Origin of the sequence: Acinetobacter tjernbergiae DSM 14971 = CIP 107465 (genome assembly GCF_000374425.1) — a bacterium.
Lineage (GTDB): Bacteria > Pseudomonadota > Gammaproteobacteria > Pseudomonadales > Moraxellaceae > Acinetobacter > Acinetobacter tjernbergiae.
Window position 1 is genome coordinate 26402 of record NZ_KB894368.1, and the last position, 23811, is coordinate 50212.

At 39.1% G+C, this 23811-nt stretch carries 24 protein-coding genes; 15 read left to right on the forward strand and 9 right to left on the reverse strand.

The features are described 5' to 3' along the window. Positions 1-31: 31 nt before the first annotated feature. From C502_RS0112230 to C502_RS0112245, 4 genes are all read left to right on the forward strand, one after another. Positions 32-676: a trimeric intracellular cation channel family protein gene (locus C502_RS0112230; RefSeq protein WP_018679110.1), complete on the forward strand. Its 645-nt coding sequence runs from the start codon at positions 32-34 to the stop codon at positions 674-676. A 281-nt stretch (positions 677-957) separates the two neighbouring features. Continuing rightward, a complete protein-coding gene (locus C502_RS0112235) occupies positions 958-1530 on the forward strand; it encodes a HEAT repeat domain-containing protein (protein WP_018679111.1) in 573 nt (190 codons plus the stop codon). Between the two features lie 161 nt (positions 1531-1691). Further along, positions 1692-3911 carry a DNA topoisomerase IV subunit A gene (gene parC / locus C502_RS0112240; RefSeq protein ID WP_018679112.1) on the forward strand — a complete coding sequence of 740 codons (2220 nt, stop codon included), beginning with the start codon at positions 1692-1694 and terminating at the stop codon, positions 3909-3911. Positions 3912-4067: 156 nt separating this feature from the next. Further along, positions 4068-5747, forward strand: coding sequence for an AMP-binding protein (locus C502_RS0112245; RefSeq protein ID WP_018679113.1), 1680 nt, complete (start codon positions 4068-4070; stop codon positions 5745-5747). A 64-nt stretch (positions 5748-5811) separates the two neighbouring features. Here the strand turns inward: C502_RS0112245 and C502_RS0112250 are convergent, their stop codons facing one another. Then, the gene (locus C502_RS0112250) at positions 5812-6201 is read right to left on the reverse strand and encodes a hypothetical protein (RefSeq protein ID WP_018679114.1); all 390 of its coding nucleotides are present in this window, start codon (positions 6199-6201) and stop codon (positions 5812-5814) included. Between the two features lie 151 nt (positions 6202-6352). On the opposite strand from C502_RS0112250, the gene C502_RS0112255 reads away from it, so the two are divergent. Together C502_RS0112255 and ppa are read left to right on the forward strand one after the other, a co-directional pair. Next, entirely contained in the window at positions 6353-6751 is a 399-nt protein-coding gene (locus C502_RS0112255; RefSeq protein WP_018679115.1) for an MAPEG family protein, read from the forward strand. A gap of 116 nt (positions 6752-6867) precedes the next feature. Continuing rightward, positions 6868-7395, forward strand: coding sequence for an inorganic diphosphatase (gene ppa / locus C502_RS0112260; protein WP_018679116.1), 528 nt, complete (start codon positions 6868-6870; stop codon positions 7393-7395). Between the two features lie 104 nt (positions 7396-7499). Here the strand turns inward: ppa and C502_RS0112265 are convergent, their stop codons facing one another. Beyond that, a complete protein-coding gene (locus tag C502_RS0112265; protein ID WP_018679117.1) occupies positions 7500-8825 on the reverse strand; it encodes an OprD family outer membrane porin in 1326 nt (441 codons plus the stop codon). A 735-nt stretch (positions 8826-9560) separates the two neighbouring features. Here C502_RS0112265 and C502_RS0112270 point away from each other — a divergent pair. Together C502_RS0112270 and C502_RS0112275 are read left to right on the forward strand one after the other, a co-directional pair. Continuing rightward, a complete protein-coding gene (locus tag C502_RS0112270) occupies positions 9561-10373 on the forward strand; it encodes a TorF family putative porin (protein WP_018679118.1) in 813 nt (270 codons plus the stop codon). 354 nt (positions 10374-10727) lie between these two features. Continuing rightward, on the forward strand, positions 10728-11516 hold the full coding sequence (locus tag C502_RS0112275) for a TorF family putative porin (RefSeq protein ID WP_018679119.1): 789 nt from the start codon (positions 10728-10730) through the stop codon (positions 11514-11516). Between the two features lie 42 nt (positions 11517-11558). Here C502_RS0112275 and C502_RS19555 read toward each other — a convergent pair whose 3' ends face one another. From C502_RS19555 to C502_RS0112290, 4 genes are all read right to left on the reverse strand, one after another. Then, positions 11559-11933, reverse strand: coding sequence for a hypothetical protein (locus C502_RS19555; RefSeq protein ID WP_228129339.1), 375 nt, complete (start codon positions 11931-11933; stop codon positions 11559-11561). 117 nt (positions 11934-12050) lie between these two features. After that, positions 12051-12263 (reverse strand): hypothetical protein, encoded by a 213-nt coding sequence (locus C502_RS19560; RefSeq protein ID WP_018679121.1) that lies wholly within the window; start codon positions 12261-12263, stop codon positions 12051-12053. A 29-nt stretch (positions 12264-12292) separates the two neighbouring features. After that, complete coding sequence (locus tag C502_RS0112285; RefSeq protein WP_018679122.1) at positions 12293-13771, reverse strand: YifB family Mg chelatase-like AAA ATPase; 1479 nt, start codon at positions 13769-13771, stop codon at positions 12293-12295. Positions 13772-13839: 68 nt separating this feature from the next. Then, entirely contained in the window at positions 13840-14067 is a 228-nt protein-coding gene (locus C502_RS0112290; RefSeq protein WP_018679123.1) for an accessory factor UbiK family protein, read from the reverse strand. Between the two features lie 276 nt (positions 14068-14343). Between C502_RS0112290 and glnK the strand changes: the two genes are divergently transcribed. From glnK to C502_RS0112325, 7 genes are all read left to right on the forward strand, one after another. Continuing rightward, a complete protein-coding gene (gene glnK, locus C502_RS0112295; protein ID WP_000780326.1) occupies positions 14344-14682 on the forward strand; it encodes a P-II family nitrogen regulator in 339 nt (112 codons plus the stop codon). A 67-nt stretch (positions 14683-14749) separates the two neighbouring features. Further along, the gene (locus tag C502_RS0112300) at positions 14750-16168 is read left to right on the forward strand and encodes an ammonium transporter (RefSeq protein ID WP_018679124.1); all 1419 of its coding nucleotides are present in this window, start codon (positions 14750-14752) and stop codon (positions 16166-16168) included. Between the two features lie 126 nt (positions 16169-16294). Then, positions 16295-16759, forward strand: coding sequence for a transcriptional regulator NrdR (nrdR, locus tag C502_RS0112305; protein WP_018679125.1), 465 nt, complete (start codon positions 16295-16297; stop codon positions 16757-16759). Between the two features lie 12 nt (positions 16760-16771). After that, positions 16772-17857, forward strand: a complete 1086-nt coding sequence (ribD, locus tag C502_RS0112310; RefSeq protein ID WP_018679126.1) for a bifunctional diaminohydroxyphosphoribosylaminopyrimidine deaminase/5-amino-6-(5-phosphoribosylamino)uracil reductase RibD — start codon at positions 16772-16774, stop codon at positions 17855-17857. Continuing rightward, complete coding sequence (locus C502_RS0112315; protein WP_018679127.1) at positions 17854-19146, forward strand: DNA adenine methylase; 1293 nt, start codon at positions 17854-17856, stop codon at positions 19144-19146. The genes ribD and C502_RS0112315 overlap by 4 nt, the downstream gene beginning before the upstream one ends. A gap of 364 nt (positions 19147-19510) precedes the next feature. Continuing rightward, on the forward strand, positions 19511-20350 hold the full coding sequence (locus C502_RS0112320; protein WP_018679128.1) for an MIP/aquaporin family protein: 840 nt from the start codon (positions 19511-19513) through the stop codon (positions 20348-20350). A 151-nt stretch (positions 20351-20501) separates the two neighbouring features. Beyond that, the gene (locus C502_RS0112325) at positions 20502-21161 is read left to right on the forward strand and encodes a riboflavin synthase (protein ID WP_018679129.1); all 660 of its coding nucleotides are present in this window, start codon (positions 20502-20504) and stop codon (positions 21159-21161) included. A 43-nt stretch (positions 21162-21204) separates the two neighbouring features. Here C502_RS0112325 and blhA read toward each other — a convergent pair whose 3' ends face one another. From blhA to C502_RS0112340, 3 genes are read right to left on the reverse strand one after another with little or no spacing between them, the layout of a single operon-like run. Beyond that, positions 21205-21831 (reverse strand): cell division protein BlhA, encoded by a 627-nt coding sequence (gene blhA, locus C502_RS0112330; RefSeq protein ID WP_018679130.1) that lies wholly within the window; start codon positions 21829-21831, stop codon positions 21205-21207. A gap of 35 nt (positions 21832-21866) precedes the next feature. Further along, entirely contained in the window at positions 21867-22274 is a 408-nt protein-coding gene (locus tag C502_RS0112335) for a DNA polymerase III subunit chi (RefSeq protein WP_018679131.1), read from the reverse strand. Between the two features lie 3 nt (positions 22275-22277). Next, positions 22278-23726, reverse strand: a complete 1449-nt coding sequence (locus C502_RS0112340) for a leucyl aminopeptidase (protein ID WP_018679132.1) — start codon at positions 23724-23726, stop codon at positions 22278-22280. Between the last annotated feature and the right edge of the window lie 85 nt (positions 23727-23811).

Here is a 23811-nt window from a genome sequence, read left to right on the forward strand (position 1 = left end):
ACTTTGATGCCTGATTTAGGGATGTCGGCAGATGTTACTGACTGTGATTTATATTATTGCCATTACTGCGGAAGCAATGACAGGAGCGTTATCTGCAGGACGACGTAGTATGGATTGGTTTGGGGTAACGTTAATTGCCTGTGTGACCGCTTTAGGTGGTGGTTCAGTACGCGATGTATTGTTAGGACACTATCCTTTAACTTGGGTCAAGCATCCTGAATATTTGGTTCTGACTTGCTGCGCTGCATTTGTCACGATTATTATTGCAAAATGGATGCGTCATTTACGCAGTGTATTCTTATTGCTCGATGCTATGGGCTTAATTGGTTTTACCATCATCGGCTGTCAAATTGCATTGTCGATGGGTCATGGTTTTGTAGTTTCTGCGGTGGCAGGCGTGTTAACAGGGGTATCGGGCGGTATTTTGCGTGATATTTTGTGTAACGATGTGCCTTTAGTGTTCCGCCGTGAGTTGTACGCTAGTATTTCTTTTGTTGCAGTGATCTGCTATTGGGTCTGTTTAGAGATTGGATTGCAGCACGATCTTACCGTGATTTTAACCTTGGTATTTGGTTTTACTTTACGTGTAATTGCAATTTATTTTGGTTTGGAAATGCCGAAATTTATTTATAAAGAGGATGATGCTGAGTCTGCTTCTTCAATAGATGAGCATTGAGATTGTTTATTTTTTTCAATATATTAGACCTCTTGCGTAAGTGCAATTTTCAATGATTTTAGAATTGAACAAACTTAATAAAATCAATACTTACATCTGATTGTTTTTTGACTTTTGCAAGACGTCTATTGTTAGATATCTAATTATAAAGAATTTGGATTTATTGGAAGTTATCTTTAGAATTTATTAAAGTTTCGTGATTTGAATAAGAATTACTTAAAAGCTTGAGATTTTCATCTTAAGAAGATGAGTTAATTAATAATAAGGAAAGGATAAGAAAAATGATTGTAGATAATCAGACTACATTAGCAATTTTTGCTAGTCGGTATTTAGACACGTTAAGTACCCAAGAACTCATAGATTGGCTTGATGATATAAATCCTGAGGTAAGGACATTAATTGCAAGAAAGTTGCATTGTAAAGGTACAAGAGAAGTATTTGATTTAGCTAAAGACTGGTCGACTTCTATAGTATGTTATCAAAGAGAGATTGCGGCTTTCCTCTTGGGGCAATTAGGTTGCTTATCTGAATGTAAGTACCCATTTCAAACAGAATCAAAGACCATTCTGATAGATCTAATAAATGATGAAAACAGTGAGGTTCGGGTAGCTGCGGTTGCTGCTTGTGGGCATTTATATAGGGAGGGGTTAGATAGCGATTTAGAGGCTTTAATTTTAGGATATTCTAATGATGACTGTACCGAGGTAAGAATATCTATTGCTGTAACTTTGGGAAATTCCTCTGGAAGTGAGAAGATAAGGCAAGTTTATGCTAACTATTTAGAAGATGATGAGGTAGCAGAATGGGCAGAAGTTGGTTTGGAAATTTTAGAGGACAGACTTAACAAGAGCTAATATTTAAATACTAGGGGCTTTATTCATATTATTAGAATGATACATTTAATCATTAAGACACCATTTGACGTTTAAACAACAACAAGCACTTGTCACAACGCTTTCATCCACATAGCATACAAAACATTGACGATAACAATGATTTTGGATGACTTGCTGAAATGACCAGCCTTGCACATCATGCAACCGAAAACCGCTCCGTAGCTGAATTCACAGAACAAGCTTATTTAAACTATGCCATGTACGTGATTATGGATCGTGCATTACCGCATATCAGCGATGGTTTAAAACCTGTACAACGCCGTATTGTGTTTGCAATGAGCGAATTGGGTCTGAAATCGACTGGCAAGCCGAAAAAGTCAGCCCGTACCGTTGGTGACGTACTCGGTAAATATCATCCGCATGGTGACTCAGCCTGTTATGAAGCAATGGTGTTGATGGCACAACCATTTAGCTACCGTTATCCATTAATAGAGGGTCAAGGCAACTGGGGTTCACCTGATGATCCGAAGTCATTTGCGGCAATGCGTTATACCGAAGCCAAACTGTCTGCTTATAGTGAACTATTGCTGAATGAACTTGGACAAGGGACGAGTGAATGGCAAGATAACTTTGATGGTTCGATGAAAGAACCGATTACTTTGCCTGCCCGTATTCCCAATATTCTGCTGAATGGTACTACGGGTATTGCGGTGGGAATGGCAACCGATATTCCTCCGCATAACTTACGTGAAGTGGTCAAAGGTACGATTGCGCTGATTCGTAATCCTGAAACCACTGATGAAAAATTAGCAGAATATATTCCAGCCCCCGATTTACCGACCAAAGCGGAAATCATTACTTCACCTGAAGATCTACTTAAAATCCAAACTACAGGGCGTGGTAGTTATCGTGCGCGTGCGGTCTATACGGTAGAAAAAAATGAAATTGTGATTACTGAACTGCCTTATCAAGTTTCAGGCTCAAAAGTTGTTACGCAAATTGCGGATCAGATGATTGCCAAGAAATTACCTTTGGTCGCAGATATTCGTGATGAATCAGATCATAAAAATCCAACACGTTTAGTCATTGTATTACGTTCTAATCGTGTCGATGCCGAAACGGTGATGAGCCATTTATTTGCAACCACCGATTTAGAATCTAGCTATCGTGTCAATCTAAATATGATTGGTGCAGATGGTCGTCCACAAGTCAAATCGATTCGCCGTATTTTGTTGGAATGGATTGAAATTCGTAAGCAAACCGTAACGCGTCGTTTGCAATACCATTTAACTAAAATTGAAAAGCGTTTGCATATATTGGCAGGTCTTTTAATTGCCTATTTAGATATTGATACGGTGATTCGGATTATTCGTGAAGAAGATCAGCCAAAACCTGTTTTGATGCAGCACTTTGCGATTGATGATATTCAGGCTGAAGCGATTTTGGAGCTCAAGCTTCGTCATTTGGCTAAACTTGAAGAGATGGAAATTCGCCGTGAACAAGAAGAACTGGAAGCGAAAGCTGCCATTATTCGCGAGCAACTGGCAAATCCTGAATCATTGAAGAATTTAATTATTGGTGAGTTAAAAGAAGACGCGAAAAAGTTTGGTGATGATCGCCGTTCACCAATTGTTGCACGTGCAGATGCAGTACAAATCAAAGAACAAGATTTAATGCCTGCTGAAACTGTGACTGTGGTTTTATCAGAAGCAGGTTGGGTGAGAGCTGCCAAAGGTGCTGATGTTGATGCTGCAAATCTAAATTTCCGTGCGGGTGATCAGTATCTGAGCCATGCAGTCGGGAAAACCAATCAACGGGTTTACTTCTTAGATGAGACGGGGCGGAGTTATGCGCTGCCGATTAGTAGTCTACCGTCTGCACGTGGTTTAGGCGAGCCTCTGAGTTCCAAGCTCGCACCAGCGAGTGGTGTATCGTTCATTCAAGTCTTTGTCGATGATGACAATAATGAATTGCTTGCGGTCAGTTCAAATGGATATGGATTTAAAACGCAAGCAGCACAGTTAGATACCAACGCCAAAGCAGGTAAAGCCTTTTTGACAGTCGCAGATCAAGCAACCGCTTTACCATTACTTCCAATTCAGCAAGCCACACATGTTGCAATCCTGAGTTCATCAGGGCGGTTATTGATTATTGACTTGACCGAGCTACCTGTACTGAATAAAGGAAAAGGTAACAAGTTGATACAACTTGATGAAAAAGAGCAAATTTTATCCATGACAACACTTGGTTTAGATGAAATAATCCAAGTCGCCGCAGGACAACAACACCTAAAACTGAAAGGGGATGATCTCCAAAAATATATAGGAAAAAGAGCAACAAAGGGGCAACTTTTACCACGGGGATATCAAAAAGCAAATAGACTCCTCATTCAGAGATAAGGCTAGTATTCTGTGATAAAAATACGTTATATATGACAAGGTATTCATATTATTTGAATAGATTGACAGGGCAATTCAAAAAGTTAAAAAAAAGTTTTGTCATGGAAAGTAACGTCGTTACATTTTTAAGGATTACTACTCGGAGATAATGGCATTATGGAAAAGATTTGGTTTGCAGAATACCAAAAGACAGGAATTCCAGAAACAGTTGCACTGCCTGCTGAAAACACCTCACTTGTTGATATTTTTGAACGCAATTTCCAAAAATTTGGTACACGTGATGCCTTTATCTTCATGGATAAAGTTTTAACGTTTAATGAATTAGAAGTCGCTAGCCGTAAATTTGCAACTTATTTACAAAGTTTAGGCTTAGCAAAAGGAACACGTGTTGCGGTCATGATGCCGAACGTATTCCAATATCCAGTCGTTGCACTTGGTGTATTCCGTGCTGGTTTAGTGTTAGTCAATGTAAATCCACTTTATACCTCACGTGAACTTGAGCATCAATTAAATGACTCTGGTGCAGAAGCATTAGTGATCATTGAAAACTTTGCCAGCGTTTATCAAAGTATTATTGGTAAAACACCTGTGAAGCACGTTATTGTTGCTTCTGTTGGTGACATGTTGGGTACACTAAAAGGCACACTGGTAAACTTTGTTTTACGCAAAGTACGCAAGCAAATTCCAGCGTGGAGCATTCCTGGTCATGTTAAATTTAATACGGCTTTAGGAAAAGTAAATCCAAGTAATTATAAACGCCCTAGTTTAACACTCAGTGATACAGCAGTACTTCAATATACAGGTGGTACAACAGGCGTATCTAAAGGTGCTGAATTGACACATCGTAATTTGGTTTCTAACCTTTTGCAGTGTGAAGCAATTTTCTCAAGTAAATTTGGTGCGACTGATAGTGCTAAAGATGATCGTATCGTTTGCGCATTACCGCTTTATCATATCTTTGCATTCATGGTATGTGCGCTTTACGGTATGTACAAAGGTCAAGCAAATATCTTGATTCCTAACCCACGTGATTTACCAGCAGTTGTGGGTGAGTTGCGTAAATACAAACCATCATTCTTCCCAGCAGTGAATACATTGTTTAATGCTTTAGTGAATAACGAAGAATTTAAACAACTCGATCATAGCAATTTGAAGATGGCGATGGGCGGTGGTATGGCTGTGTTGCCATCTACGGCAGCAGCTTGGCACAAAGTAACAGGTACAATCATCATTGAAGGTTATGGTTTATCTGAAACTTCACCTGTTGCAACAGCGAATCCTCCAATGACAACAGAATTTAGTGGCACAATCGGTATTCCATTGCCATTAACAGAAGTTGTATTGCTTGATGATGATGGTAATGAAGTTGGTCTTGGCGAGCAGGGCGAAATTTCGATTCGTGGTCCGCAAGTCATGAAAGGCTATTGGAACCGTCCTGATGAAACTGAAAAAGTCATGACCAAAGATGGCTTCTTCCGTACAGGTGACGTGGGTGTGATGGACACTCGTGGTTATTTCAAAATTGTAGACCGTAAGAAAGATATGATCTTGGTATCAGGCTTTAACGTTTACCCAAGTGAAATCGAAGAAGTGATTGCGAAGCATCCAAAAGTATTGGAAGTTGCTGCGATTGGTGTTCCAGATGAAAAATCAGGCGAAGTACCTAAATTATTCATCGTGAAAAAAGACCCTTCATTAACAACTGAAGAAGTTATTGCTTATGCAAAACAAAACTTAACAGGCTATAAATGCCCTCGTTATGTTGAGTTTATGGATGATTTACCAAAATCAAACGTAGGTAAAATCTTACGTAAAGATTTACGTAAACCAGCTTAAACGCTAGCCTCACTTTGTAAAAGTGAGGTAATAAAAAACGCCGCAATTCAAATTGCGGCGTTTTTTATTTATTTTTAGATTTCATTAACCAATGATCAATATAAGGTCGACCAATTCCAACAATGCCGACAAATACAAGCATGGTCGCAAGTTGAAAACGTAACCGAATTGGATCAATTCCATTAAAGCTGAAGTAATTGTCCGCAAAAACGTAGAGAACAACAATCGTGAGCCAATGCCAAAGTGTGAGCCTTTTAATTCCAACTGCATAAAATGCAAGTGTGAGAATCGCGAAAGTCCCTAAAGTTGATTGCCAGTTGAGGTTTGCACAAATCACACTGAGTAGAAATGCCATAATAGGCAACACCACTTTCAGTACACGATCCACCAAAAGTTGATGTTGTCGTTGTTGAGCAAGAACATCAAACATCTTGTTTTGATCTTGAGATTGCATAACGTGACCTTAGAAAGAGAATGAACAAAAACAATATTTACACAAGCAGAATGTGTAAAAGAAACGCTTGTTGAACAAGCACAAATGAAAGTTCAATAAATTTTAAGTTATGATAGCATGATCACAAGAACTTCAAATGATGGATATCAGCATGCAAGGTATTAGCGGCATTATATTGATTATTATCGTTGCATGTTTATTGCCCTATGTTTTTACTTTGATTGCAAAAGCAAAAGGTGGTTTCAAACCAAAGGATAATCAAAATCCACGTGAGTTTTTAGCTAAAACTACAGGCTTAGCTGCAAGAGCAAATGCAGTACAGCAGAACAGTTTTGAGAGCTTACCTTTATTTATCGCTGCACTTTTGATGGCGGAATATATGGTTGTGCCTGAAAAGTTTATTTTGAGCTTAGGTTGGGCGTATGTCGTATTTCGTGTCATTTATGGAATATGCTATTTGGCAAATCTCGCCACTTTGCGTTCAATTATTTGGTTTTTCTCTATCTTCTGTCCCATTTTACTTTTTGTGATTACGATAAAAATGACCTAAAGACAGAGTGAATATAAAATTCATCAACGCTCAGCATATCTAGCATCATTTTTACAGTATTCACGTTATAATCTAGCCGATTTACATCTGACTTCACAATATAAACGAGTGTTGATATGAGTTATAGCAATATTCCTGCGGGCAAAGACGCACCAAACGACATTTATGTCATCATCGAAATTCCTGCAAATGCAGCGCCAATCAAATACGAAATCGATAAAGATTCAGATGCGTTATTTGTAGACCGTTTCATGGGTACAGCAATGTTCTACCCAGCAAACTACGGTTATGTGCCAAATACATTATCTGAAGATGGTGATCCATTAGACGTACTTGTTGTAACTCCACATCCAGTGGCTGCGGGTTCGGTCATTCGTTGCCGTCCTGTAGGCAAACTAAATATGGAAGATGATGGTGGTATCGATGCGAAATTAATCGCAGTTCCACATGAGAAATTGTCTCCACTTTACAATGACATTCAAGAATATACTGATCTTCCAAAATTGTTGATCAGCCAAGTTGAACATTTCTTCTTACACTACAAAGATTTAGAGCCTGGAAAATGGGTGAAATTGAGTGGTTGGGAAGGTGCTGATGTTGCGAAAGCAGAAGTATTAAAAGCAATCGAAGCTGCTAAGAAGTAATTTTCTGAGTAGATTCAGCTAGATTTTATGATTTAAAGTCTGGTTGATAAAAAAACCGCCATTCAATTGAATGGCGGTTTTTTTATGAGTTGATCTAAATTGAATTAGAACAGTTTCACAGGAATATCAAGGAACAAACGCCATTCATTGGTTGAGCCAATAACATTGCTGACATATTGACCAGAAACATTATTATAGGTATCACTTGAACGTAAGTAAGAATAGCGAACACGTAGGCTTGCATCTTTCAATGCACCTGTTTGAACAGTATATTTGACTTGGTTAAACAACTCATGTTCTTCGGCTTGGTCAATGATTTTTGAGCGATCTGTTATTTTAGCGATATCAATATCCCAGCCATAAACAAATGCAGTTGTCCAGTTTAGACCAGGTAAACCGTGATTTTTAAAGTTATAGTTATATTGTAGCCCGACAGATTTTTCATCATTACCATTAAAGTCACCTAAATAGGAATTAGGGACATAGATACTTTGTAAACCATCAGCATTATAGCCATAGTCATACCCAGTATTACCTGTGTTATCTTGATAAGAAAGCATGACGTTATGTACATCTTTGCCATAGCCCACTGAAACAGCCCAAATCGAGTTTTTACGGTTTGCTAGATCATCTGTGGTATGTGAATCAGTGAGCGCATCTTTATCCCATTTTGTATGATAACCCATGGCATCAAGTGTTAAGGTGCTCTTGTCTTTTAAGCTTCGGGTAAAGTTTACATTGGCATAATGACGTTCTAATTTATCTTGAACGTCTAAGCCATAATACGATGAATTGAGTTGATCATTAAATTTATATTTAGCACCCCAAACTACTGCACGATCAAGCCCTTGACCTGTCACATCTTTATCGGTACTAATTTGGTTTGACATTTGGTTTTTTGTGAACTTACCTGCAACCACATTTAGATTTGGAATTTCATTACTTTCAACGAAAACACCTGTGTAATACTCAGGTACTAAACGGGCTTGATTACTTGCCATGACAGGAAGTGTTGATACCTGTGTACCATAAGTCACGGTTGTGTTGGAAATACGTGCTTTCACATTGGCACCACCACGAGCCCAATGATCATAAGCAAATCCACGATCATCTACAGGAATCATTTGATTACCCGTATTATTATTCGCACCAAGTTTGAAAGATGCATCACCTACTACGCCAACACCAAAGCCAACAAGACCCTTTGTAAAGCCTGATTGAAGATCAAAAATGGCAGTTTGCGCTGTTGAGCTTGTATCATTTGTTAAACCGTCTTTTTTATCACGATTTAAAAAGCCTGTGCGGAACAATACTGAACCATTTGCATCCTCAATAAAACCTTTAGCTTCGCTTTGTTCGCTTGCATATGTTGAGGAGATCAATGCGGCATTAATCAAAACCGCTAATGTTATTTTCTTTGCCTTTGGCATAGGTAGCCTCATAATAAATAAAATCAATTTCGGTCAGAATCAAAATTTTGACCAATTGTATAAGTTATGCATAAAAAAGATAGATTTTTATTAAAATATTTTAATTAAATTTACACAAAATTAGGATAAGATTTTTTGTTTTTATTCCTGTATAAAAAATAGATAAATTAAAATTAAATCAATGATATTTAATAAATAATTAATATCTTATTATTGTAATTAATATCGATTATTTTTTGATTATTTTTATGTAAAATATGTGACGATATTGAATAATTATTTTTTAATTTAAATAGTTATTTACTAACTGGTTAAAAAGTGATTAATTTGAGTTTGCAAAAACTAACATCCCGATAAATGGTCGTTATTTTTGTGTGGAAAACATTCAAATCAGTACCTAAATTGGGTTATGCACTTTTGTTGGGCGGAACTTCTTCGTTCTTTTGATTGTAACTTAAAATAATCTCTGTCGTATGATTGTTGATCATTCTATTTGCATTATTCTTGTGCGAAAAAATAATTTATCTAGCTTTGTGCTTAAAAATGGATCATAAATAGAGAGAAAGATGCAATAAAAAGCATTTTGTAATTATTTTTATTATAACTATGACGATTTTATGACATGAGCACTAGGTTTTATGGTGCTTCAGTTAAGTTGGCATAGCATTTGCTTGTTACATTGTGATGCAACTTAAAACATAAATCAGTCGAATATCCATCATGGGGGAGATCAATATGATGAAATTTGCGTGTAAAGCGATCGCGTTAAGTATTTTTGCTGTGACTTCGACTTTTGCTATGGCAGAAGATAAACCTTCATTCTATGGCGTTACTGCATCGGGCAACGTATCAGCAGTAACGGATTACCGTTTTCGTGGTGTGACCCAGTCTTCAAACAACCCTGCGATTCAAGGTGGTTTTACTTTTTCACATACTTCAGGTGCATATTTAGCACTTTGGGGTTCAAGTGTTGACTTTGGTGTTCCAGGCGTTTCAACTGAAACGGATGCGACACTCGGATTTACAAATAGCTTTGATTTAACCGATAAAGTTAAACCGACTTATGATGTTGGTGTAATTCATTATGGCTATATTGGTTCTAAATCTAATGCTGTTAATACATATAATGGTAAAAAGGGTTTAGCATTTACAGAAGTGTTTGGTAAACTTACTTTCCCTGAAACATTATTAGCTGGTGATGCTCTAAGCGTAGGTGTAAATTATTCACCTGATTATTGGGGCAGAACGGATGATTTTTGGTATTTTAACCTAGGTTACTCGGCACCTATTGCTAGCACAGGTTTAACAGGTTTAGCATCTGTAGGATACAATAAGCTTAAAAATAAAGACTCTTTAAGTGTTGTTGCTGGCGGTCCTGGTAAAGATGATAATTATGTCGATTATAAAGTTGGCGTGAACTATAACTTACTTGGTATTCTTGCTGAAGTTGATGTGGTTGGTACAAATGTAAGTACTTCAGGTATGAGTGATAATGCGAAGAAACCGTATGACACAGGTGTGTTATTTAGTTTAACGAAAACATTTTAATTCCCAAGCGGAATAGAAAAAAGCCAGCAGACATGCTGGCTTTTTGTTTTTCTATTAAAATAAAGGATGGTTAATAGTATTTTGAGATATCAAAAAATAAATTTTAGGAAAACTGTTTTTATGCCCCAATATTTTTCTTTTACTTAATTTGGTTGCACTATTAAGATAAATTTATTTTCATAAATATAAATATGAAAAATAAATTCATATTTAAAGTTTCCTATGTGATTGTTATCCAATGTTTTATTTTAAATTTTTTGTTTTTTTATTATTGGCATGCCATTTGCTAATTATACAATGCTGTAATTTAAAACATAAACCGTTTGAATATCTAAAATATAGGGGAAGCTCAATATGGTGAAATCTGTATGTAAAATGATTGTTTTAGGGGCGCTTGCTGTCACATCAACATTTATAATGGCAGAAGATAATACGCTGCCATTTCCAGGAACGATTACAGGCAATGTAAACGTAGTATCTAGTTATAATCTACGTGGTATGACAAATTCGCCTGAAAGTGATACACCTGCAGTTCAAGGTGGACTTGATTATACGCATGATAGTGGATTCTATTTAGGGTATTGGTTTTCAACCTTGACTGCTGCTTATGCAGATTTTAATACGTCACCAACAAATATTAAGGAAGATAAAAAATCATTCGAAAATGATTTCTATGCTGGATATAAAGGCAAAATTACGGATGATTTGGGTTATCAGATTGGTGGTACAGTTTATTACTATTATCCGGGTTGGGAGTCGACAGGCTATGAAACAATTTTGGGTTTGAATTATAAAGATGTCAGTATTACAGCTCAGACACTATTAAATAATGTGACCTTTGGTAATAAAGGTGATACCTATTTTTTAGCAACTTATGCACCTAAATTAGCAGGTGGTTTTACAGGTAAAGTGCAAGTTGCAGCATATTATTATGGTGATGATGATGAGTATTTAGCCTACCAAGCAAAAGCTGGTGATGTAACCAAAACAGATTTTGCATTTAGACATGCAACATTAGGTTTATCTCATCCTTTAGGTGCAACAGGTGCAACTTGGAGTCTAGATTACATTTTTGGGGGGTATACCCGTGATGAAGCAAAGCAAAAAAATAAAGTGGTTCTAGGTTTAGGTTACGCTTTTTAAGTTTAAAATATTTTCTGTATGGCTGAGCAATAGCTCAGCCTTTTATACTTCTTCTTGAGTGAAAATGAATTTATCACCAAAATCATCTTCAATATTTATCAAACTGTATTCTTTACCATTTTTAATTGCACGATAACCTCTTAGAAAAACATCTGTGCCTACACCCCAGCATCGTTTATCAGTACTGACCATGATTGCACCATTTGGATACATCTGTTGCACAGGACCATCAAACATAAATCCATACGGAATATAAAGTGCTTTATGTACTTCCTCCTTATGAACTTCCATAAAGAACGGATTATTTTGATCAATCGGCTTCGAATCTCGTAATACGCTTGATGCACGTTTATTATAAAAATCAATGAGATTTAGTTCATTCTTGGCATAAACCAAGAGTGCTTTGATGCTTTGCAAGTTTAAGGTTTTATTCTGCCCCAATAAAGCATTATATTTTTCAAGCAGTAACGAAGCCTGAGATTGGGTAATGTCATTAATGATAATACAGTCCTCGCCATTTCCAAGCGCAGCTTGTCATGCTGAGTCAACACCATTATAAAAAACGATGCCTCTACCTCGTTTAATTTGTTGACCTGCATGTCGACTTTGTTTCGGAAAGATAAGTGCTTCGCCGCCATGTAAGAGTGCAGGGACAAAAATAATAAAACGTTGAGTCCGATTGACAACTTTAAGCCCATGTTGAAAGTCACTTGGCTTTAGCTTTAATAAGGGTAATTGCTGATTCATCTTATTTTTTCTATTTTTAGTCCGTTAATTTATCCTCGATAGGATAATGCTTCGGTTAAATGACTGCTCAAAATTGGATCACTTTCGGCTAGATCGGCGATTGTCCGTGCAACGCGTAAGACCCGATGGTAGGCACGCGCAGAAAGATTTAAGCGTTGTTGTGCCATTTCAATAATTTTGACTGAATCTTGATCTAAAAGTGCATGCTTTTCCAACAACTTTGGAGAAAGAGCTTGATTTAAACACTGCTGTCGTTGGATTTGCTTCTCGTAAGCGCTAATGACACGTTGTCGTACAATTTCAGAGTTTTCAGTAACTGTGTGGTCTTGTAATTCTTTGGCTTGTAAGGGAGGTACATCAATATGTAAATCAATACGATCCAGTAGCGGCCCAGAGATACGATTTTGATAACGTTGAATACTTTCAGGTGAACATTGGCAGCGACTATCACGATTAAATGCATAACCACAAGGGCATGGGTTCATTGCAGCAATAAATTGAAAATTTGCAGGAAACGTCATTTGTCTGGCAGCGCGAGAAATAACAATTTCTTTTGACTCAAGTGGTTGTCTGAGAACCTCAAGTACTTTGCGATCAAACTCAGGGAGCTCATCTAAAAATAAGACGCCTAAATGTGCAAGCGTAATTTCCCCCGGTTTTGGTTGTGAACCACCTCCAACCAAGGCAATTGCTGATGCTGTATGGTGTGGAGCACGGAAGGGGCGTTGTCCAAAGGTGTGTTGAGCATTCGCAACCGAATAGATACTAGCAACTTCTAAATTTTCTTGCGCATTTAATGGCGGTAAAATCGAAGGGAGTCGAGACGCAAGTAAGGTTTTACCTGTACCCGGTGGGCCTTTAAAAAGTAAAGAATGCCCACCAGCCGCCGCAATTTCTAATGCACGACGAGGGCGCAATTGACCTTTGACATCAGCGAGATCGAATTGATAATAAGAAGATGCTGTATTTTCTCGTTTTGGTGAAGCTTTGATTTGAGAACTGCCCAAAAAGTGTGCGCATACTTCTTGCAAATGTTGTGCGCCATAAACCTCAAAATTTGGAAGTTGATTTGCTTCCTCTAGATTAGCTGTAGGAACTAATAAGCGATGTTGGGCATGTTGACAAGCCATCGCAATTGGTAATATGCCTGAAACAGGGCGTAAATGTCCATCAAGTGCAAGTTCACCAATTAATTCAAACCCTTCAGTGCAGTTTTCAGGTAATTGACCTGATGCAATCAAAATCCCAAGTGCAATTGGCAAGTCTAATCTAGAGCCATCTTTGGGAAGATCTGCGGGTGCTAAATTTATCGTTAAACGTTTGGTTGGAAACAAGAAACCACTATTAATAATTGCAGATCGAACACGATCTTTACTTTCCCTGACGGCAGCCTCTGCTAGACCTACAATGGTTAAGGAGGGGAGACCTGAGCTGATGTGAACTTCAACTTCGATTTGGGGAGCATGAAGCCCCAATAAGCCCCTTGTATAAACTTTTGCGAAAGACATTTTATTATTGTTCCATCATGGTGCTTTATTTTTAATCATTTTTGTTGGTTATTGCGCTAAACTGGTGCTTATTTCTGATCTTGCACCATTTTTTCTAGGGTGCTCATTTGTTGTTGTAACGCAGTGAGGCGTTGGTTGGCTAAGTTGAGTGCAGTTTTTTGGCGTTCCAACTCTTGTTTGGAAACTAAATCTAATTTTTCGATACTTTCATTGAGTAACGCACGTAAGTTTTTTTCTAAATCTTTTTTAGGTTGGTCAACTTGTTCCAAAATAGCTTGTAAAAGAGTTTCAATCATAAAGCGCTCAATAGGTTATATGTATTTGTTGCTCAGTGTATCATTGCTTTTAGCAATCCCATAGCCCTGTTCAAAACAACGGCAATCTCAATGTTTAAATTGAGCTAAACCTTAGCAAATGAAACTTATTTTCGATTGACTATCTACATCTTCAAGCCCAAATAGGTTATAAAGAAAGCTCATTTTGCATATTCAAAAACCCCCAACCTTTGAATATTGGCATGAAAATTGAACATAAAACCTTACTGGTGAAAAAGAAGCCGAAGGAAAACACACATGAAGCTTGTAACTGCAATTGTAAAACCATTCAAACTTGATGACGTGCGTGAAGCATTGTCTGATATTGGTGTTCAAGGGATTACCGTAACTGAAGTCAAAGGTTTCGGGCGTCAAAAGGGTCATACCGAACTGTATCGTGGAGCAGAGTATGTGGTTGATTTCTTACCAAAAGTAAAAATTGAAATTGCGATTAGTGATGAAATGGTCGATGCGGTCATTGAATCTATTACTCGTGTAGCTAGCACAGGGAAAATTGGTGACGGGAAAATCTTTGTTACGAATTTAGAGCAAGTCATCCGTATTCGTACTGGTGAAACTGGACCAGATGCTGTCTAAATTGGCACAAAGTTTGCTGAGTTAGAATTAAGAGAAATAGCTCACAAAATAAGGTTGGGGGACACGAATGAAAAAAATGCTTATGGCGCTCAGTCTATCTGGCGCACTCTTAGGTGGTTCAGCTGTTGTTTGGGCGGAAGACGCTGTTTCAACGCCTGTTGCTGAACAAGCTGTAGCCGTATCTGATACTGTGGTTGCATCAACAGTAGCCGTTGTAGCAGAAACGCCAGCACCTGCGGAAGCTGCACCAGCTCCTGCAACAGAAGCGAAAGTAGATACAGGTGACACAGCTTGGATTCTCGTTTCAACAGCACTGGTTTTGTTGATGACCATTCCTGGTCTCGCTTTGTTCTATGGTGGTATGGTTCGTAAGAAAAACGTACTTAGCACCATGATGTTTAGCCTTTCAGCAGCAATTCTAGTCAGCTTAATTTGGGTTATCGTTGGTTATTCGCTTGCATTCTCTGGTTCAGGTGCCTATGTAGGTGATTTTGCGAAGGTCATGTTAAATGGCATACCGTTTGATGCCATAGTTCCAAATACGACTATTCCAGAAAACCTTTTTGTTATTTTCCAAATGACTTTTGCGATTATCACTGTTGCAATTATTAGCGGTTCGATTGCGGATCGTATGAAATATTCAGCATTCATGGCGTTTATTGCAGTTTGGGTAATCTTGGTTTATGCACCAATTACTCACTGGGTTTGGGCCGCTGATGGTTGGTTATTGAAAGCTGGTGCTTTAGATTTTGCAGGCGGTACAGTTGTACATATCAACGCAGGTGTAGCTGGTTTAGTGGCTGCGTACATGTTGGGTAAACGTGCTGGTCTAGGTCGCGAATCAATGGCACCACACAACCTTACTCTTACTGTGATTGGCGCAAGCTTAATTTGGGTAGGTTGGTTTGGCTTTAACGGTGGTAGTGCTTTAGGTGCTGGCGCTCGTGCAAGTATGGCAATTCTTGTAACTCAAGTTGCTGCTGCTGCTGCTGCATTCTCGTGGTTGATTGTTGAACGTCTCGTTCGTGGTAAAGCGTCTGTTCTTGGTGGTGCATCAGGTGCAGTTGCTGGGCTAGTTGTGATTACACCTGCTGCTGGTTATGTTGGTGTAGGTGGTGCATTAATCATGGGCTTAATCGGTGGTGTAGTGTGTTTCTGGGGTATTACAGCACTTAAGCGCCTGCTTAAAGCAGATGATGCATTGGATGCTTTCGGTCTACACGCAGTTGGTGGTATCGTTGGTGCGATTCTTACTGGTGTGTTCTACAGTGATGAAATCATTAAAGCTGCTAACGTTGCGATTGCTCCAACAATGATCGAACAACTAAAAGTACAACTTGAAGGTGTACTCGCAACGATCGCATATAGCGCAATTGTGACCTTCATTATCTTGAAAGTGATTGATCTTGTGATTGGTATCCGCGTAAGTGCTGATGATGAGCGTATGGGTCTTGACCTGAGCCAACATGGCGAACGTATTGAATAATTGATTGTAATCTCTCGTTGAAAAAACAGCCTAATCAGGCTGTTTTTTTATGCCTTTTTTATGTTAGTTCAGCAATTGCAGAAACTTTGCTACACTTAAAGCAAGTGAGTAAATAATCGCACAACTATGCATTGTCCATTTTGTAACGCTGCTGATAGTAAAGTCATCGACTCTCGCCTAGCTGCTGAGGGTTGCCAAATCCGTCGTCGTCGAGAATGTACGATTTGTGGTGAGCGTTTTACCACCTTTGAAAGTTATGAAATGGTGATGCCAAGGGTCATCAAATCTGATACAAAGAGTGAGCCATTTGACGAAGCAAAATTACGTCGTTCATTGATGCATGCCTTACAAAAACGCCCTGTGACTCAAGAGCAAATTGAAACGGTACTCAGTGATATACAATCCCAAATTCGTCGTTTGGGTGAACGTGATGTCAAGTCTAGAACAATTGGTGAGGTGGTGATGCAGGCATTATTTGCGCTGGATCATGTGGCTTATGTCCGATTTGCCTCGGTGTATCAAGATTTCCAAGATGTAGAAGCATTCCGCCGTCAAATTGAGCAGATGCAACAACGTGAAAATGAAGCCTAAGTTAGAGAAATAATGTCTGAATTCACTCAAGATCAGTATTGGATGCAACGAGCAATTGAATTGGCTCGTCTTGGACAATATTCAACTAAACCCAATCCCAATGTTGGTTGTGTGATTGTCAAACAGGGGCAGTTGATCGGGGAAGGTTATCACCCTAAAGCGGGTCAACCTCACGCAGAGGTTTTTGCACTTCGCCAAGCGGGCGAACATGCTAAAGGCGCGACAGCTTACGTGACTTTGGAACCATGCGCACATTATGGTAGAACGCCGCCTTGTGCAGAAGCATTGGTTAAAGCTCAGGTGAAGAAAGTTGTGATAGCTTGTTCAGACCCAAATCCATTAGTAGCGGGAAAAGGCGTTCAAATTTTACAAGCAGCGGGTATTGAAGTTGAAACGGGAATTTGTGTAGAAACTGCGAAAACGCTCAATTTGGGCTTTTTAAAAGCGATGTCTACGGGTTCACCATATGTGCGTTTGAAAATTGCATCAAGTTTAGATGGACGTACTGCAATGGCATCGGGTGAATCAAAGTGGATTACTGGAACTGTCGCTAGACAAGATGTACAGCATTGGCGTGCAATTTCTGGTGCTGTGATTACAGGGATTCAAACCGTTTTAGCCGATGATTGTGAACTGAATGTACGTGCATTGAATGGAATTGATCTTGCTACTGTTGTTCAATCCAAACGAATTGTTTTAGATCGCCAAGGACAGTTACCACTTTCAGCAAAGATTTTGAAAAATCCTGAAACAGTGATGGTGATGACACCATTTCGTCAAGAACTTGCTGATTTAGGCGTGATACAATTAGCGCCGCAACCCTTAAGTCAATTATTGCAAACCTTAACTCAACAATATCAAATTTATGATGTATTGGTTGAGGCAGGTGCAACCTTATCAACTGCCTTTTTACAACAAGGTTTGGTTGATGAAATGATCAGTTATGTTGCACCCACTTTACTTGGTCAATCTGCGCGAGCGATGTTCAATGCTGAATTTAGCGAAATGGCAGAGCAACTGCGTTTTGAGTTGGTCGATGTCACCCAACTTGGGCAAGATATTCGCCTAAGATTGCTCCCTACCCAAGAGATGATATGAATCCAGAAGCATCGGTTTATCACAAACGTCGTCATGCTGCCCGTACAACTGACGAATATCTTTTTCATCAGTTAGTACCCTACTTAGGGAATAAGCGGCGATTACTGCATCTCATTTTAGAAGCACTTGAGATTACAGGCACACTGAATAGTAAGAAAAAGAATCCACCGATTTTTGCTGATTTCTTTGCGGGGAGTGGTGTTGTCTCACGTTTAGCACGTCAGAATGGCTATCGTGTGATTGCCAATGATTGGGAACCGTATAGCCATGCACTGAATAATGCCATTTTAGCTTGTGTGGATGCGCCTGCTTTTAAAGAGTTGGGTGGTTATCAGAAAGCAATTGATTACTTGAACCGTTTACCTGAAGTCAAAGGCTGGGTGACACATAATTTATGTCCGCGTAATGATGATGTGTATGACCCTGCACGCGATCGTTTGTTCTTCAAACGCCGTAATGGGATGCGTATTGATGCGATTCGTCAGCAAATTGCAACGTGGCAAGCACAGGGTGCAATCAATGATGTGGAAATGAGTGCTTTATTGGCACCATTACTGTATTCGGCAAGTTTTGTGAGTAATACCAGTGGTGTTTTTAAGAGTTTCCATCAAGGTTGGGGCGGGCGAACACAAACTGCTTTAGAGCGAATCGAGTCATTATTGTGGCTTACACCAAGCCGTTTCTGTGAGATTGGTGATGCTAAACGACCTGCGGCGGAAATGTGGTGTGTCGATGCACAGCATTTAGCCAATCAAATGAGTGGTTTTGAAGTCGATGTGGCTTATCTTGATCCACCTTATAATCAGCATGCCTACAGTAGTAATTATCATGTCCTCAATGCTTTAACGTTATGGGATCAAGCTGATTTACCGACACCTGATACCAAAGGCTTTAAGAGTGGAATTGATCGCGCATGGCGTAAAGAGCGTCCAAGCCCATATAATTCATCCAAGCATGCTAAAGATGCGTATGAGAAGTTGTTGGAAACCATTAATGCTCGTTATATTTTGACCAGTTATTCAACTGATGGAAATATTGAACCTAAAGATTTGCTTACTGCCAATTTAAAGCGCGGTAAAGTCACGTTGTTAACACAAGATGTGCCACGTTATCGAGTAAGTAAACAACGTCAGTCTGAACGCGCAAGAGTGCTTGAATTTATTGTAATTACCGATACTCATGCGAAGTCTGGGCCACCGTTGCGGCAGCTTTTGGGGCAGCTATATCACTTCGCTGAATTGGGCGGCGTGGATACCACAGGCAACAGCACACAGCTCGCACTTTGGTAAGATCAAACAGACACTACTTTGCTGAATAAGGTGGTGTCTCAATCCAATTTTCTTTTTTAGCAAATACAAATCAATCCATCAAATCAATGACTATTTCTTGTGAATGATCTAGTCTTTTGAGCAGGATTTTTATCGCCTGTAAATTTAGGCGTCTCTTTCTTTTCGCTATTTTATTTTAAAAATATAAGTAAAAACAGAAAATCAATAAAATTTAGGGTTGATTTGGTTCTTTTCACTTGAAAAATATTTTACTGTTTGGTTGAAAAATACCTTAATAATATTGATCCTTTTCAAAAATAAATATATTTTGCCGAGCTTTATTTTAGGTCATGTCTATGCACAGCACTGATCAAGAGAGGTTGAGATGAGTCGCTCAGAACCCAGTTTGTTGGGGCAATGTATAGCTGAGTTTTTTGCTACCGCAGTTTTTTTATCCTTTGGTATTGGCGTGGTGGCTGCGCTCAAACTTGCAGGGGCAAATTTAGGACTGTGGGAAATCAGTCTTGTTTGGGGTTTAGCTGTTGCATTAGCGATCTATTTATCTGCGGGAATTTCTGGAGCACATCTCAATCCTGCGGTCACGATTGCATTGGCGTTATTCGCTGATTTTGATAAGCGTAAAGTTCCTTTCTATATTATTTCACAAGTTTTTGGTGCTGCTTTAGGTGCATTGTTGGTCTATAGCTTGTATAGCAATCTATTTATGGATTATGAGCAGAGCCATCATATGCTACGTGGTAGTGTTGAAAGTCTAGAATTGGCAGGGATTTTTTCAACTTACCCACATCCTTTGCTGTCTATTGGGCAGGCATTTATGGTGGAGATGTTCATCACCATGTTATTGCTCTGGCTCATTATGGCGATTGGTGATGACAGCAATGGCTTGCCACGTGGCGCTTTAGCACCGATCTTGGTTGGGTTGTTAGTCGCAGTGATTGGAGCTTCTTTTGGTCCATTAACAGGTTTTGCAATGAATCCTGCACGTGATTTTGGTCCAAAAATTGTGGCTTATTTCTCAGGTTGGGGCTCGATTGCTTTGACAGGTGGTCGAGATATTCCTTACTTTATTGTGCCTATCTTTGCACCGATTGTTGGCGCTTGCTTAGGTGTATTAGGTTATAAATTATTCTTTAGCCATTTCTTGTTGGGCAAGACTGTTGCAGTTAAACAAACCACCAAGAAGCATGTGTCTGAAATGCAGTAATTTGAGATTGAAGATGATAAGAAAGTGATCAGGTGGTCACTTTTTTTATTGCAAGCATTTGAATTCGGGATGCCTTGTTATCTCTAGGGCTTTGCTTTAAGGTATCTGATTCGCTATGGTACATACTGCAAAAAAATAGGTTAGAACTCCCATGTTTACAGGCATTATTGAAAGTTTAGGTAAGGTTGAGAGCTTACAAAGTGTAGGCGGTGATGTTCGTCTACGTATTCAAACTGATTTGGATATGTCTGATGTACATTTGGGTGATTCGATTGCCACCAATGGCATCTGTCTCACAGTGATCGAGTGGGGGGGCAATTGGTATGCTGCGGATGTGTCTCGTGAGAGTTTAAATCGAACCACTTTAGGTCAATGGAAAGTGGGTCAATCCGTCAATGTCGAAAAAGCAATGCTACCAACGACTCGTTTTGGTGGGCATATTGTCAGTGGGCATGTTGATGGGTTAGGGGAAATTACCGTCGTTCGCCAAGATGCACGTTCGTTGTATTTTGAAGTGACAGCACCTGTTGAGTTGGCAAAATATCTAGCAGAAAAAGGCTCTGTAACTGTCGATGGAATTAGTCTGACCATTAACCATTTGCGTGGCAATATTCTAAGCTTGAATTTAATTCCACATACGGCTGAGCGTACTAATATTGGTACATGGCAAGTCGGTACGAAAGTTAATTTAGAAGTCGATGTGCTCGCACGCTATATCGAACGTTTATTGTTAGGTGATAAAGCCGCTGAGCAAAAAACTGAATCGAATATCAGTATGGCATTTTTGGCAGAGAATGGTTTCTTAAAATAAAAAATGAAACATAAAAAAGCCCAGTTGAAACTGGGCTTTTTTATTATTTCTCATCTGAAAATTTGCTGTTCTTTAAAATATAATCAATTTCATCTTGTGCAAGTGCATGTAATTTGGCACGGAATACCGTCACAGCCTGTTCTATTAAGCTTTCCGCTTCTAGCTCCAAACGAACACGTACACTTTCAAGCTCAGATAGGATTTGCTGGTCGTCAATCTGAACACGTTGCCCTTGAGCATAATCAATGCTTGGCTGTTCAGGATTCGCTTGATAACGCTCAGTTTGTTGTGCAATTTCTTGATCAATATGATGACGTAGTGCAACGAGGTTTTCAGTTTGTTGCTCAAATTGATTTAATTCATCTGCTTGCAGTTGAGCAGCATAAGCAGCTTCGGCAGTACGTTTTTCTTCTAGGGCTTTTTCCAAAGCCAATTGTTTACGAACGCGTGCTTGTTCAATCAACTCAGCTTTTAGATTGGCATAGGCTTGATCAATGCGTTGTTGAGAGTGTTGTTGAGCTTTTTCTTCGTGATGTACCCATGTCTGAATTTGTGTTTGTGGTAATAGTAGATCACAGATACGAGCTAAATCTTCCTGATAGGTCTGACGTACCGTTTCAGGTGTATTTAACCAACGCTTTTTAAAATCCTGTCCTACATTTAATGCCACACGACACTCCTTACATGATGCTATTGTTTACAGACTTATAATTTAAATGTGCGTGGCTCAATGCCTAAACGACGATACATCTTAAATTTCTCTCGCCCGATCTGTTTTGCAGTTTCATTATTTTCAATAATTTCGATAATGTGGCGAAAATCTTGAGTTTGTTCAAGTGCATGATTGTTAAAATTAAACACAATCCAATCCTTGGATGGCGGTAATTCAGCTGAAATACACACGGGACTATTCAACTGATCAATCCCATGAGGAATAAAGCTACTGGAATCAAAACTCCATAGCTTGTCATCCAACTCATTTTGTAAATTTGAATCAACACAATACCACCAAATCTGTGGGTGCTGATTCAAAATTTTTCGACATAAACGGCAAGCACTTTCGACTTGCCGTTCTATGCTATTTTCAAACAGATAAAAACTAACTTGTGTCATGTGTTAGTGATTCGATTCTGTGCGATTAGCTAAAAATTGCATGAGTAACGGTACTGGGCGACCTGTTGCACCTTTGGCTGCACCAGATAACCATGCTGTACCAGCCACATCAAGATGTGCCCAACGATAATCACGAGTGAAACGCTCAAGGAAACATGCTGCGGTAATTGCACCGCCGTAAGGACCACCAATATTGGCAATATCGGCAAAAGGTGAATCAAGTAATTCCTGATATTCTTCCATCACAGGCATACGCCATACACGGTCAAGAGATTGTTCACCTGCTTGTTGTAGCTCTTGCACCAGTTCATCATCTGGTGAGAATAGTCCACTCACGACTTTGCCGAGCGCAACGACACAAGCACCTGTCAGTGTCGCAATATCAATGACGAGTGCAGGATTAAAGCGTTTGATATACGTTAATGTATCACAAAGAACAAGACGCCCTTCCGCATCAGTATTTAAAATTTCAACCGTTTGCCCACTCATGGTAGTGACGATGTCCCCTGGACGGGTTGCATGACTGGAAGGCATATTTTCTGCTGCAGCAATAGCGCCAACCACACGGATTGGCAGGCGAGCTTCACAAAGTGCTTGCATCGTACCTAACACTGAAGCAGCACCACACATGTCGAATTTCATTTCATCCATGCCTAAGCCAGGTTTTAATGAAATACCCCCTGTATCAAAGGTCACACCTTTACCGACCAATACGACAGGTGCTTGATCAATTTGGGTATTGTATTCAATGGTAATAATTCGACCAGGACGATCAGAACCTTTGCTGACAGCAAGAAAAGCATTCATTCCCAAATCAGCCATTTGCTGTTCATTGAGGATGGTGACTTTTAATAAATCAGGATATTGTGCTGCAAGCGCAATGGCTTGGTCTGCAAGATATTCAGGAAAACAGATATTGCCGGGACGGTTACCTAAATCACGTGCATAGTTCTGTCCAGATTGTACAGCGTGAATTAAATTTAATTGCGCATCATCAAGTGCAGTTTTATCTGAAACCAGATTGATAGTTTCTAAGATGAACTCATTTTTTTTTGATTTAAACTCATCATAAGCATAGGCAGCTTGGGTTAAACTTAAGGCAAATAAATAATGTAGATCCGTTGGTAATGCGCTGAGATCTACAGTGATTTGTCTAAATTTATTTTGTGATGATTTGATAATCGTTTGTGCGAGTTTTGCTAATTTTATTGCCTTTACTTCTTCACTTTTGCCTAAACCGAGCAAATGTGCATTGGCTTGCACAGCAATATTGGTAATCAGTGCAATATTTTCATTAAAACCAGCTTTGAACTGTGTGGCACTCAGAACATCTTCTAGATGATTGATTTGATAAGTCTTTAAGTTCTGTTGTAATTGTTCTGAATCAACCAAAATCCACAAAGATTCACTAGACGACTGTGTTGGGAATGCGGTATGAAGGGTAAATTTCATTGTTTGTATAGAACCTAAGCAGCAAAAAAGAAAGATAAGTCCATTAAACACTTTCGGATATGAGGTTGCAATCCGCAACAAGCGA